Origin of the sequence: Pseudomonas edaphica (assembly GCF_005863185.1) — a bacterium.
Classification (GTDB): Bacteria; Pseudomonadota; Gammaproteobacteria; order Pseudomonadales; family Pseudomonadaceae; genus Aquipseudomonas; species Aquipseudomonas edaphica.
Genome location: NZ_VBVZ01000125.1, coordinates 1 through 13,014, shown reverse-complemented (window position 1 = coordinate 13,014; position 13,014 = coordinate 1). Strand labels below are relative to the sequence as shown.

Sequence of the window (13,014 nt, the reverse complement as noted above, 5' to 3'; positions counted from 1 at the left end):
AGGTGATGCTATCGCAGGCAAGCCAGCTCCCACACAAGCCCGCACACACATTGGATTTGCATCACTTCCAGGGCGCAGGCTCACCAATCAACTGCCCCTGTACACCGAAAATCCCCATCTCGCGAATCACCTTCAATTCACCTTCGGTCTCCACGCGCTCGGCAATCAACGGCAAGTCGATGCTGTGGGCCGCGCGCTGGATCGCTTCGATAAACAGGCGTTTGTCGCTTTCCTGGCCGATGGCGCGGATGTAGCTGCCGTCGATCTTCAGGTACGCCAGGCCCAGGCGTGCCAGGTTGCCGATCATGCTGAAGCGCCCACCAAAACGCTGCAGACTGAGGGAGAAGCCCAACTCGCGCAGGCGCTGGGTCAACTGCTCCAGCAGAGCCTGCTCGGGTAATTGTTCTTCGCCAATCTCCAGGGTCAAGCGCGGGCCGAGGTTGCTGGGCTGGCGCAGCAACTCGACAATCCGGTTCAACGCCTGGGCATCCTGCAAGGTGGCCGCCGAGAGGTTCAGCGCCAGGCTGTGCGTATGGCTGGCCATCTGCTTGAGCACGTGTTCGAGCATCAGTCGGTCCAGGCGTGCAGTCCAGCCGAAACGCTCAAGCCACGGCAGGAAACGCCCGGCCGGGATGGTGTGGCCGTCGTCATCCTGCAAACGCGACAGCACTTTGTAGTGCAGCACCAATTGCGGGTCCTGGCTGGCGACAACCGGCTGGAAGTACAGCTCAAAACGCTGGTGGGTAAGGGCCTGGTCCAACAGCGTGTGCCAGGCATGGTGATCGTCACCGACACTGGCGGCGGCGCTGTGGTCCAGGCACACCCAACTGCTGTCGCCCTGCCCTTCGGCCTGGGCCAGAGCCTGGTCAGCCAGGGTCAGCAATGCCTGGGGCGAATCACCGTGGTTGAATGGCGCAAGGCCAATGTAGGCCACCGGCGTGACGTCACTGGCACTGGTGGCCTGCAGGCTGAGCAGGGTGCTTTCAAGGTTTTGTGCCAATTGCAGCGCTTCTTCACGCACCAGCCCGGGCGCCAGCACCGCGAACTCACCACCACGAATACGGGTGACGAGGTTGTGGGTTTCCGGGTAAGGCTCACACTGGCGCAACAATTGTTCGCCAACCGCTTGCAGCAACTGGTCGGTGCGCTGGCCACCCAGGCGTTGGTTAAGGCCGGCCAGGTCCTTGACTCGTAGCAGCAGCAGGTAACCGGAATTGGTGTCTTCCGGGTTACTGACGCGGGCGTTGAGCTGCATCTCGAAATAACGCCGGTTGGCGAGGCCGGTCAGGTTGTCTTGATAGGATTCAATGCGCAATTTTTCACTGCGCTCGGCCTGCTCCTGGAACAGCGCCTTGAGTTTCTCGACCATCTGGTTCATGGCCTGCACTACGCGCCGCAGTTCCGGCGTGCGGGGCAGATCCGGCAGGCTGAGAAACTCGCGGCGGGCGATGGCGTGGGACTGTTTGACCATGTAGTCCAGCGGCTTCAACTGCCGACGCAGCAGCAATGCACCGAGCACCGCACTCACCGCGCCGCACAGCAGCAACCAGCCCAGGCTGCCCAGGGCGCTTTGCCAGAGCTTGGCCAGGGCGAACATCGGGTGGCTGACCACCTCCACGCGCGCCGCCTGCTCCCAGCCGCGGTTGACCAGTGCATCGCCGCCGGCCGGTTCAAGGCCGATCAGCTTGACGAACCAGTTGGGCACGCCGTTGTTGTCCGGGATGCCGCTGCGTTCGACGATGGTTTTGTCGGTGGCTAGATCCACCACGCGGATGCTGGCGTAATAGCCACTGTCGAAAATCGAGCTGACCAGCAACTCCACCATCGCCGGGTCGTCGATATTGGGCGTCAGCGACAATGCCAGCGCAGTAGCCGCGTCCTGTGCATGGGAGCGCAATTGGTTGACGTATTGGGTGCGCGAGCTTTCCAGGCTGACCATGAAGCTGCCGCTGAAGGCGACCACCAGGAACAGACAGATTGCGATCAATAGTTGTTTGAACAGTGACATCCGATCAGTTACTCCTAGTTGGCAGGCTCGGCCGGGAAGCCTTCCGCACGCATTTTTTTCAACACATCCTGCCAACGCGACAAGCGTTTGGTATCACCGACTTTCTTGTTGCCCTTGGCGCCGGGCAGGTACAAGCCCTCGGCGTTGAATGAGTACACCGGCACCAGGTCGGTACGGCGGGTGGCCGGCAGGATCTCATCCATCAGGCTGTCGAGCACCAGCGGGATGGCATCGGGCGTCGGGTAATACGTCAGCACCATGTGCGCGCGATTCTGACGCAAAGCCTTAACGTAAGTAATGCGCAATTTGTCGCTGGAGACGCCCAGGTGGCGCAGGCTGAAATACTTGGCGATTGCGTAGTCCTCGCAATCTCCTGCACCCTTCCACAGCGCTTCGATGGGGGTCTCCCAATAGTCGACCACGTGCCAGAGGTCGATGTCTTCTACGTAGCTCATTTGCTTGTTGAAGAACAGGTTGACGACCTTGAGCTGCTCCTGTTCATCGACCTTCTTTTCAGTCGCCAACAGGCGCTGCCAGGCGTCGATGCGCTGTTGGCCCTCGCCGAGCGGCCCGTACAGAGCCGTGGCTTTGCGGCTGATCTGCGAGAAATCCCAATCGGCATGCAGCCCGCCGGGCATCAGGCCAGCGAGCAAAGTCGCTGAAAGTAGCCAGCCGACTATTCGAGAGGGAATAAAACTTACCGCCAAGGCGTTCAGTCCGTGAAGGGAGACGGAATTTCAGGGATGGTGAAGCTTCGATCAACAAAAAACAATGGCACAGTGCAATCATTCATGAGGGGTTCGAGTTTATAAACACCGCTTGTGGGACTCACAAAGTTCCGCCTGTAAGCCCTTACAAACTGAAACTTTGGCTGTTTGACAAGCGCGCGACCCATCTCTAGTGTGCTTTGGATCCAATTAAACACACTCCATTCAAGAAGGGAGGATAGCGTAACCGTGACGCAGAAGCCGAACCCATTAAGCAGCATCAAAATCAGCGGGCCTATTCCCGCCCATCTTGCACGCGCCGTTATTGAAGAAACGTTGCGCAATGCCATTCTCGACGGCAGGTTGCCCTGTGGTACCGCGATGCGCCAGCAAGAATTGGCCAGCCTGTTCGGCGTCAGCCGCATGCCCGTGCGCGAAGCCTTGCGCCAGCTGGAAGCCCAGTCCTTGCTCCATGTGGTAACCCACAAAGGTGCTGTGGTTGCGCCGTTGATCCAAGACAATTCGGCCGAGACCTATGCCCTGCGCATGTTGCTGGAATCCGAAGCGCTGCGCCTGTCAATTCCGTTGCTCACCGACGCAGACATTGCCGAGGCTGAAGCCTGCATCAATGCGTTGGAACAAGAGCGTGACTATGCCGAGATTGGCCGGCTCAATCGTCTGTTCCACATGGCGTTGTATGGCAAGGCGCCCAACCAGCGGTTGCTCAATCTGGTTGCGCACGGCTTGAATGAGGAGGAACGCTTTCTGCGCTTCAACCTCGAAGCGATGGGCCTGGGCGAGACATCCCAGGAAGATCACCGTGAATTGCTGAACCTGGTGGTGCACAAGAAAGTCGACGAAAGCATCCTGACGCTACGCAATCACCTGATGCGCGGCATGGAAGTGATCAATACCTACCTCGATAGCCTTGAGGGCACCGCAAAAAAAACTTCACAGTAAGGGTTTACACCGCCCTTTCTTGCCACGTTAACGCTATGGGGTATCTATCCTCTCAGGAAGTGCCCCACGTTTATGCGCCACGTTGAGATTAACATTCAAATAAGCCCACGCTTGTTAAAGAAACTTCTCACACACTTGCACACTACTTGATCACGACTAGTTCCTTCCCGCAAAAACATTTAATACTTTCATCAGTTTATCCAAACGTTTAATCGGATTATTATCTTTCACCCATAAAAGAACACTTCATTCGGCAGTGCCAACCTATGTCAGGTTAGCGCTGTACGCGTGGCTTGCCTAAACGCAGGCCATCCGCTTTTCATTACAAAACCCCATTACTGTTTCCAGAGCAGTCGCAACAACTTATAGGCGTCAACCATGCATCAACATTTGCTTGAACAAAAAAAACTACAGCTATGCAGCCATCCGTTATTTGCAGAAATAACTTCACTTAACAAGTTACAAATTTTTATGGAGCAGCATGTATTTGCTGTTTGGGACTTCATGAGCTTGGCTAAACGCCTGCAGCAGGATCTGACATGCATGCAATTGCCGTGGCTGCCACCCGTTGACCCGCAGAGCGCACGGCTGATCAATGAAATAGTGCTTGGCGAAGAGTCAGACGAACATCCAACGCGTGGCCACTGCAGCCACTTCGAGCTATATCTGGAGGCGATGACCGAGACCGGCGCAGATACCTCAGCCATCCAACGCTTCATTGAACTGCAGCGCCAAGGCGTCCAGGCAGATGCTGCGATGCAAAGGGTCAATGTACGCCCTGGCGTAACGCGCTTCGTCAGCAGCACCTTGCAGATCGCGCTGAACGCGCCCGCCCACTGTGTGGCAGCGACGTTCCTGCACGGCCGCGAGAGCGTCATCCCATCGATGTTCGAACGTATTCTGCAGGGCGACGCCTTCATGGCGCGTCAGGCACCGTTGTTCTGTCACTACCTCAGCCGTCACATCGAACTGGACACCGAGGATCATGGCCCAGGCGCAGAGCAGTTACTCCAGCGCTTGATCGGTGCCGACCCCAAGCGCCAACGCGAAGCGGATGAAACCGCCATCAGCGCCATAGAAAACCGCCTCGGTTTCTGGGACGACGTACATGCCTCCCTACACGAGGTGCGACCATGAACACCGCAGACTACCGCTCGTTTGCCGAAGATTGGGAACGTCGCGCCACCATCCGCACGCGCCCCCGGCGCCTGCTGGAAAACGACGATCGCTTGATCTTTCCGCTCTGCCGCCAACCCTTGGTGCTAAACGCAACTTTTGTCGAGCATTGCCCGCAGTGGCGCGACTTCGTGTTGACGCAAAGTTTCTACAAATTCATTAATGACGTGGTGATCTTCGAAACCGAGATCGTCGACAAGACCGCCCGCAGCATTGCCAAGAATCGCTTCGCACCGCCCTTCCCCCTTGCCTGTCGCATTGATGCGATGACGGTCGTGGTCGATGAGGATTACCACGCGCTGGTCGCGTTGGACTTCCTGCAACAGACCATTGAACTGACCGGCATACAACCGCTCGAGCTGCCCACGCAAATCGAACTGAGCCGGGCCTTGCCGGCCGCCCAGGCGCTTGCCCCGCAACACCTGCACGACGCTGTAGCGTTGATTGGCGTGGCCATCGCCGAGAACACCGTCACCCACGATGTAGCGGCGTTTGCCAAGGACGATAGCGTCAAACCTTCGATTCGCGGCTTGATGGCCGACCACTTGTTTGACGAGGGGCGTCACGCCCAGTTCTGGACGCAGCTGGTGCGTCTCTACTGGCAGGCGGCTAGCCCGGCAGACCGCGACAGCATCGCCGCAGTCCTGCCGACCTTCTTGACCCACTACCTGACCAACACGCTGCACAAAGGCTTCGACCTTCAGCTTGTCGAGCACCTGGACGTAGGCACCGACATCCGCCAGGCACTACGCGACGAAGTCACGGCCCTGCACTTTCCCATCACCCGCCAGCACCCGCTGCTCGGCAATATCATGGGGTTCCTGCATAACAGCGGCGTGCTGCACACGCCAAGCGTCGCCCGCGCGTTGAGCGACTACCTGCCCGAGTCGGGGAGGCAGACATGCGACGTCTGAGTATCGGATGGGCCGGCACCAGCCACGCCCTGATTGCGCTGAAGCAAGTGCTCGAAGAATACGGACACGCCAGCGTGACACAAGCCTTCGACCTGTTTATCGAGGACGGCACTCAAGCGCCGCTCGCATACTGTGCCGCAACCCGATGGTTAAGCCTGCGGTTGGGTATCGGCCCGGTGTACGAAGGCGGCCTGCCCTCACTGCAGTTACGCTGCTATGACCGTGACCAACGCGTGCTGGCGGTACATAACGTTGCCGAGGAGCCCAGCGGCAACGGCCAGCGATTGCGCCGGCAGGCGACAAGCTCACTCGTGGAGTGGGCCACCTCGCTGGTCAGCGGCTTCTCGAGGGACGCGGGCTTTTTTGCCGCCAGCAGCACCATTAACCTCTGGCCTGAACAAAGCTTGCACGGACTGGACGCCCTTGCGTTTATGCACCGGTTCAATCGCACCGACCAGCCAGCATTGTTGCTGGCTGCCCAGGTGCCGATGATCGAGCGATTGCAGGCCGGTCTGCACGCCTTCGCCGAGCGCCCGGCGCTGAACATCGCGGGTAGCGTGCTGACCTACCGCCAATTGCAGCTTCGCGCCTTGTCGATCCAGCAACGCCTGCACCCTCTACTGGAAGGCGTTGAGACGCCGGTGGTTGGCGTGTGCCTGGAAAAGTCCGTCGAGTTGTATGCCAGTATTCTCGCAGTACTCGGTTGCGGCGCGGTGTATCTGCCACTGGCTCCGGATCATCCGCCGCAACGCCAGCAGGCCATGCTGGAACACAGCGGCGCCAAGGTATTGCTGGATGACGGCCGACACCCTTTGCGCGAGCAGTTCACGACACTGAGTGTCGGCAATATTGACTCCAACCACGCCGACATCACGCAGCCATTGATACAACGCCGCCCCGACATCGACGCTCCGTGCATGGTGCTGTTCACCTCGGGCACCACCGGCCAGCCCAAAGGCGTACTACTGAGCCAGGGCAATCTTGCGCATTTCACCAGTTGGACCGGCGCCAGCCTGGCGTTGGATGAACACAGCCGTGTCCTGCAGTTTTCGCCACTGAGTTTCGACTCATCACTGATCGATATCTTCCCGGCCCTGATCGCCGGTGCCGAGTTGATCGTCCCAAGCGAAGAGCAGCGGCGCGACCCTCAGCAACTGGTCGAGTTGATTCGCCAACAGCGCATCAGCCATGGTTTTTTGCCGCCGGCGCTACTGAGCATCCTGCCGTTGGAACAGCCCCTGGGCCTGACCCATCTGTTGACCGGCGGCGATGCCTGCGAGCCCTATGTGATCGAACGCCTGGCGGGCCAGTGCCAGTTGCACAACCTCTACGGCCCTACCGAGACCACGGTGCTGGTCAGCCACCGGACGTTGCGCCCCGGTGACAGCAATCGCAATGTGGGGCGCCCCATTGCCAACAGCCAGGTGCTGATCCTCGATGACGCGCTGCAACCGGTGGATGAGCAGGTCATGGGCGACCTTTACATCACAGGCCCTGGCGTAGGGCTGGGGTATGTGACCACGCCGCCGCCCGAGGGCAACCCGTTCGTTGAGCTTACGTTGCCGGGCGGCCAAGCGCTGAGGGCCTACCGCAGCGGTGACCGGGCCAAATGGACGGCGGACGGTATAGAGCTGGGCGGACGACGGGACGATCAGGTGAAGATCCGGGGCTTTCGCGTCGAACCCCAGGAGATCGAACAGTGCCTGCGCAGCAGTCGGCTATTTCGCCAAGTGGCGGTGGTGATCGACCGTGACCGACGGGTTTTAGCTTTTGCCGCCCAGCCCGAGGCCGACGCAACGGTGACGGATCTGAAGCAGCATGCAGAGCAGTGGTTGCCGGCTTACATGCAACCCGAGCGCTGGACAGAGCTGCCGGGCATGCCCTGCACCGGCAATGGCAAAATTGACCGCCAGGCGTTGCTGACGGTGCTCGGGCACGCGACGCCACGCACCGCCCGCGCCTCGGCGCAAACGCCGCTGCAAACGCAACTGGTGACCCTGTGGAGCGAGTTGTTGGGCGTGCCTGGCGTTGATCTTTGCATTGATGAGAGTTTTTTCAATCTGGGCGGCCATTCCATCTTGCTGTCGACCTTGCTGCTGCGATTGCGCGAACAGTTTGGCCGCAGCCTTTCTTTGAACCGTTTTTTTGAAGCACCGACGATTCGTTCGCTTGCCTTGCTGATGGAAGACGCCGCACCGTCTTACACACCGTCATGCCAGATGGAAAAGGACGCATGCCAGGCGCTGAATGTAGAAATCCTGCCAGAGCGGTCCGCTGGGGATCCGCGCAAGGTGATCGTCACGGGTGCAAACAGCTTCGTGGGTGTGCATCTGGTCGAAGCGTTGTTGGCGGGTGGAGCACGGGAGGTGGCATGCCTGGTGCGTAAACGCCCGGGGCACTCGGCGCCAGCGCGGTTTGCACAGGCACTGCGCGAGTACCACCTGGAGCATCTGGACCTGAGCCGTGTGCAGGTTTATGCCGCTGACATGAGCCAGCCTCGTCTGGGCCTGGCCTGCGATGTCTATGACCACCTCGCCCGAAACCATGGTGTGTTGGTGCACAACGCAGCCAGGGTCAACCATGTGCTGGACTATGCCTCACTTGCCCGGGATAACGTCGAACCCGTGCTTGAGTGCCTGCGCCTGTGCGAAACCCACAGCAAGAAAGTCTTCAACTTCATCTCGACGCTGTCAGCCTGCAGCAGCATCGACGCTCAGGGTCACATCCTCGAAGCACCGGCCGTGGCCACGTTGCCGCTCTACCTCAAGAATGGCTACAACCTTTCCAAGTGGGTTGCCGAGCGGCTGCTGGGGCGTGCGGTCGAACAAGGTGCCTGGGTGAATATTCATCGACCGGGGAATATTGCGTTCAACAGCCACAACGGTGTTTGCCAGCCGCAAAACAACCGCCTGATGCTGATGCTCAAGGGGTCGCTGCAGTTGGGCCTCGCGCCCAGCCTGGAAGTGAATTTTGACTTGATGCCGGTGGACTTTCTCGCACGTTTCGTCGCGTTTCACTGCGGTCAATTCGCGGCACGGCGAAACGTCTTCAACCTGCATAACCCGCAGCCTTTGAGCTGGGACCATTACCTGGATGCGTTCAGCCAGGCCGGCCATCTTTTCGAACGGGTGAGCATCGCGCAGTGGCAAAAGATGCTGCCAACGGTGGGGCCTGATAACGCGCTGTTTGGCGTACTGGGTTTTTACCTGGATGACCTCGCGGAAGATATCAGTGACGTCTCGATGATTTGTCACGACAACGCACGCCAGGGTGTGGCAGCGATGGGCGAACAGTACCCGCGAAAGGACCCTGCGCTGTTGCGCAAAGGCTGCGACCACCTCAAGGCTATTGGCTTTCTTTGACAGGACTCCTTATGGAACCGCTGCAACCCGATACATTGATCCGTAACCCGAATGGCGCGCCGCTGATAGCGTGTGTTGACGTCGCGTGCGATGCCGCAAGCCTGTGGAGTGTGGTGGGAAATTTTGCAGGCTTTGATGCCTTCATTCCTGCCCTGTCGCACATCGAAATGACGGGAACCGGCGTAGGCGCATTACGCACCAAATTTTTCCATGATGGGCATCGCGTCGTTGAGCAACTCAACAGCCGTGACGACGAAGCGATGTGCATGACGTGGACCACCCTCTACAACACCTTGGGGGTCGCGCGGCTATGGGCCGCCATGCGTGTGGAAGCACTTGGCGCCAAACACGCCAGGGCGACCTGGACGCTGATTGGCGAACCGGTTGATACACCGCAGGCGGCGTTTGAACAGTTTGCGCAGGCTTTTGCCGACAGCGCCTTGGAGAATGTGCGCCGGATGTTCGACTGATCAGCAGGAGCGAGAGGCCTCGCTCCTGCCAAGCCGGGTCAGATCTTGAAGCTGTCGACCAGTTGCTTCAATCGACTGGCCTGCTGCGACAACGCATCGCAGTCCTTGAGCGTTTCGTTGAGGTTGACGACACCTTGCTGGTTCAACAGATTGATCTGGTTGATATCAACGTTGAGGGTTTCAACCACTGCGGTCTGCTCTTCGGTAGCCGCCGCAACCGATTGGTTCATGCCATCGATCTCGACGATTCGCTGCGTCACGCTGACCAGGCGCTCACCCGCCTGGTTGGCCACTTCAACGCTTTCTTCGCTGGAGACCTGGCTGGCGTTCATGGTGGTCACGGCTTCACGCGAGCCCACTTGCAGCGAAGTGATCATCTTGTGGATCTCTTCGGCCGATTCCTGGGTACGGTGCGCCAGGTTGCGCACTTCATCGGCAACCACGGCAAATCCGCGCCCGGCTTCACCGGCACGCGCAGCCTCGATCGCCGCGTTGAGCGCCAGCAAGTTGGTTTGCTGAGAGATGCCTTTGATCACATCCAGGATGTGCCCAATGTTATCGGTGCTGGCGTTGAGGGTTTCGATCTGCGTACAGGACAAGCTGATCTTTTGCGACAGTTCCGACATGGCCAGGATGGTTTGCTCCACGACCTTGCGCCCGTCATCTGCTTGCTCGCTGGCACCGCTGGCATGTTGCGATGCGTCGGCTGCGTTGCGGGCGATTTCCTGGGTGGCGGCGCCCAGCTCGTTGATGGCGGCTGCCACGCTGTTGGTGCGCGCGCTTTGCTCGTCCGAGCCGATGATCGAAGCGTTGGAGGATGCCATGACGCGCTGTGACAGGTCGTGCACCTGACGCGTAGCCGAAGACACTTCGGAAATCGAGGCATGGATGCGCTCGACGAATTGGTTGAACGCACTGCCCACTTCGCCGAACTCATCTTTGCTGGTCACGTCCAGGCGGCGGGTCAAATCGCCTTCGCCCTGGGCGATGTCCTGCATGGCCACGCCCATAGTGGTCAGCGGGCGCAACAGCACTTGAATCAGCAGGCTGAGCAGTACAGCGATCGCCACCACGGCGATCAACATGGCGATCAGTGCCGATGTACGGAATTTACTGAGTGGTGCGTAGGCTTTGTCTTTGTCGATCGACAGGCCGATGTACCAATCCGCGCCCGGCAAACCGCTGATCGGGGTAAATGACAGAATACGGTCCTGGCCGTTGAGCACAACGTCCTGGCTGACCTTCTCGATACGCAGGCTGGTGCCCGGGTAGATGTCCTTGAGGTTCTTCATCACCTGGTCCTGGTCAGGACTGACGATGACCTGGCCATCGGCGCTGACCAGGAACGCATGGCCAATACCCCCGAAGTCCACCGAATTGATGATCTTCACCAGGGTTTGCAGACTCAGGTCACCGCCGACTACGCCGAGCAGCTCGCCGTTCTTTTTGACCGGCAGGGCGATGGTCACGATTTGCCCGCCAACCGCCGCCATATAAGGCGGAGTGAGCATGGTTTTATCGGCCGCGACCGCCTGCTTGTACCAAGGGCGCTGACGAGGGTCGTAATCGTCGGGCATCTTGGCGTCAGGGCGCTGCGTAAATACGCCGTTGGTTTGGCCTACATAGGTGAACTGGAAGTTCGAGGTGAGCGCGGGCTGGTCGACCAGCCCTGGCAGGTCAGCACCGCTGCCCTGGTGAGCAACGTTTTGCGCCAGGCTTTCGAGGACCAGGATGCGGCCACTGAGCCAGTTCTGCACGCTGCTGGCCGTGAGTTCGCCCGATTGTTGAATGGACGACTCAAGGTTTTGTTTGATGGTGCTGCGCTGCAGGTAATCGTTGTAGAGGGTAAATAGCGCGAAGGCCAGAACCACGACGCCTGACGCGGCCAGTAGAATTTTATGACTGAACTTGAGATTCATTTCATCGACTTCTTTTGCCAAAGGGGGGTGAGCGTGCCGAGTGGAACATTCCATGTAACGGGATAGGCGGACTCTTCGGCCGCTCTATTTCGGTGCACGCATGGCTCGTCAGGCTTTCGGCCACTTCAGGAGAAATCTTAGAGATTTGTGAGAAGCATCCTGATTTTAAGTAGGAAACCGACCAGCGGTAGACGCTCAGAGTTCGGCGCTGCAAATTTTTTCTGCCCCCGCAACAATGCGACTAATTGTCATTTGTGACGCTTGGCCAGGCCTGTGTGAATGCCCTCTACTGACTACATTGCGTGCGAAAGGGTTGTACACACGCTTTGCAGCACCCACCACAACTGGCTCAACACTTGTCTGCGCAGTCGCTTGGGCAAGGGCGGCGATTCCTGGGGCGCATGCGGCACTGGAGCTTAGGCCGACGACGGGCACTGAAGGTGTTGTCGAGTGTGGTGTTGGTGGGGTCCGCGGCGTGGATAAGCCGGGACATGACCGGCTGGCAGCGCTGGACCTCCGATTTCGCAACCGCCACCGGCGAGCGGCGCAGCGTGCAATTACCGGACGGCACACGCCTGCAACTCAACTCCGACAGTACGGTGAACCTCACCTTCAATCCGCAACAGCGCCTGATCACATTGGTGCGCGGGGAAATCCTGGTGACCTGCGGTTCGCCATCGTCAGCACCTTTGCTGGTACACACACTCGCCACGGCTTGCTCGAAGGCATTGATGGGCGTTTTACCGTGCGCCAAGACAGCAAGGCGTGGTCAGCGGCAATGTGGCCATCCATTCACCGCAGACGGCCGATGGGCTGATTGTGACGCGAGACATGCGCCTGGCTGACTTGGTGTCGGAAGTGGAGCGCTCCCGTCAGGGTTACCTGGGCTGTGCGGCGGATATCGGCGACTTGCGGCTATCAGGGGTTTTCCGCTTGGACGACACCGACAAGTTGCTGACGATCGTTGCGCAAACACTGCCAGTTCAAGTGCGCTATCGCACACGTTGGTGGGTGAGCCTGGAACGCCTGGCCTGACTTTTTCAGTTTTTGTTGGCGGCTTTTTTCCGTGAGTACGGCTTAGACAGTAAGCCTCTTTATCTGCCTTGACCGGCCTCTACGGACCTTGATCATGACTGTGCGCTTTCTCAACGACTCACCAGACTCCTCCTACCATACGTTGTTTGACGCTTCAGGAGGATACGACTTGGGCAAAGTGGGCTTGAAGGGTGTGGATGTAAGGCTCAATGCCAACAACCTGACCAATGAGAGTTATGTGGCGTCCTGTGCCAGCCTGAACTTTTGCTATCTGGGTGAAGAGCGTAATGTCAGTGCGACGGTCAGCTATCAGTTCTGATCCGTTAAAGCTTCTAACAAGCCGGCGCCTGATTCCTGGTGCCGGCTTTTTTGTGGGTGTCGTCAGGTTGCCTTTGTCCGGCCCAGACGTATATGTGGGCGATCTGCAGCCGGGGCATTATCATCCCCCCTAAACGACAAAACC

Annotated in this window: 8 protein-coding genes and 2 pseudogenes; 7 read left to right on the top strand and 3 right to left on the bottom strand. The window is 58.9% G+C overall.

What is annotated here, in order from left to right; translation table 11 throughout:
* Nucleotides 1-61: 61 nt before the first annotated feature.
* Both lapD and lapG read right to left on the bottom strand, forming a co-directional pair.
* Nucleotides 62-2,008: a cyclic di-GMP receptor LapD gene (gene lapD, locus FEM54_RS10805; RefSeq protein ID WP_138450821.1), complete on the bottom strand. Its 1,947-nt coding sequence runs from the start codon at nucleotides 2,006-2,008 to the stop codon at nucleotides 62-64.
* A gap of 14 nt (nucleotides 2,009-2,022) precedes the next feature.
* Nucleotides 2,023-2,646 carry a cysteine protease LapG gene (gene lapG / locus FEM54_RS10800; RefSeq protein ID WP_370589355.1) on the bottom strand — a complete coding sequence of 208 codons (624 nt, stop codon included), beginning with the start codon at nucleotides 2,644-2,646 and terminating at the stop codon, nucleotides 2,023-2,025.
* 318 nt (nucleotides 2,647-2,964) lie between these two features.
* On the opposite strand from lapG, the gene FEM54_RS10795 reads away from it, so the two are divergent.
* The 5 genes from FEM54_RS10795 (at nucleotide 2,965) to FEM54_RS10775 (ending at nucleotide 9,597) form a co-directional block, all read left to right on the top strand.
* The gene (locus tag FEM54_RS10795; protein ID WP_017134433.1) at nucleotides 2,965-3,675 is read left to right on the top strand and encodes a GntR family transcriptional regulator; all 711 of its coding nucleotides are present in this window, start codon (nucleotides 2,965-2,967) and stop codon (nucleotides 3,673-3,675) included.
* Between the two features lie 378 nt (nucleotides 3,676-4,053).
* Nucleotides 4,054-4,812 carry a DUF3050 domain-containing protein gene (locus tag FEM54_RS10790; RefSeq protein WP_017134434.1) on the top strand — a complete coding sequence of 253 codons (759 nt, stop codon included), beginning with the start codon at nucleotides 4,054-4,056 and terminating at the stop codon, nucleotides 4,810-4,812.
* Nucleotides 4,809-5,765: a diiron oxygenase gene (locus FEM54_RS10785; RefSeq protein ID WP_099549192.1), complete on the top strand. Its 957-nt coding sequence runs from the start codon at nucleotides 4,809-4,811 to the stop codon at nucleotides 5,763-5,765. Before FEM54_RS10790 ends, FEM54_RS10785 begins: the two co-directional genes overlap by 4 nt.
* Complete coding sequence (locus tag FEM54_RS10780) at nucleotides 5,753-9,127, top strand: amino acid adenylation domain-containing protein (protein WP_138450819.1); 3,375 nt, start codon at nucleotides 5,753-5,755, stop codon at nucleotides 9,125-9,127. Before FEM54_RS10785 ends, FEM54_RS10780 begins: the two co-directional genes overlap by 13 nt.
* Nucleotides 9,128-9,138: 11 nt before the next feature.
* Nucleotides 9,139-9,597 (top strand): SRPBCC family protein, encoded by a 459-nt coding sequence (locus tag FEM54_RS10775; RefSeq protein ID WP_017134437.1) that lies wholly within the window; start codon nucleotides 9,139-9,141, stop codon nucleotides 9,595-9,597.
* Nucleotides 9,598-9,635: 38 nt separating this feature from the next.
* On the opposite strand, the gene FEM54_RS10770 is transcribed toward FEM54_RS10775, so the two are convergent.
* A complete protein-coding gene (locus tag FEM54_RS10770) occupies nucleotides 9,636-11,516 on the bottom strand; it encodes a methyl-accepting chemotaxis protein (RefSeq protein ID WP_017134438.1) in 1,881 nt (626 codons plus the stop codon).
* 416 nt (nucleotides 11,517-11,932) lie between these two features.
* On the opposite strand from FEM54_RS10770, the pseudogene FEM54_RS10765 reads away from it, so the two are divergent.
* Nucleotides 11,933-12,551: pseudogene (locus FEM54_RS10765) on the top strand (FecR domain-containing protein); the annotation flags it as partial.
* Between the two features lie 136 nt (nucleotides 12,552-12,687).
* Nucleotides 12,688-12,870, top strand: a pseudogene (locus FEM54_RS10760) (hypothetical protein); the annotation flags it as partial.
* Nucleotides 12,871-13,014: the final 144 nt, after the last annotated feature.

Excerpts from the sequence above, each read along its gene's own strand:
- lapD (WP_138450821.1), bottom strand. The coding sequence starts at position 2,008 with ATGTCACTGTTCAAACAACTATTGATCGCAATCTGTCTGTTCCTGGTG.
- lapG (WP_370589355.1), bottom strand. The coding sequence starts at position 2,646 with ATGCCCGGCGGGCTGCATGCCGATTGGGATTTCTCGCAGATCAGCCGC.
- FEM54_RS10790 (WP_017134434.1), top strand. The coding sequence starts at position 4,054 with ATGCATCAACATTTGCTTGAACAAAAAAAACTACAGCTATGCAGCCAT.
- FEM54_RS10785 (WP_099549192.1), top strand. The coding sequence starts at position 4,809 with ATGAACACCGCAGACTACCGCTCGTTTGCCGAAGATTGGGAACGTCGC.
- FEM54_RS10780 (WP_138450819.1), top strand. The coding sequence starts at position 5,753 with ATGCGACGTCTGAGTATCGGATGGGCCGGCACCAGCCACGCCCTGATT.
- FEM54_RS10775 (WP_017134437.1), top strand. The coding sequence starts at position 9,139 with ATGGAACCGCTGCAACCCGATACATTGATCCGTAACCCGAATGGCGCG.
- FEM54_RS10770 (WP_017134438.1), bottom strand. The coding sequence starts at position 11,516 with ATGAATCTCAAGTTCAGTCATAAAATTCTACTGGCCGCGTCAGGCGTC.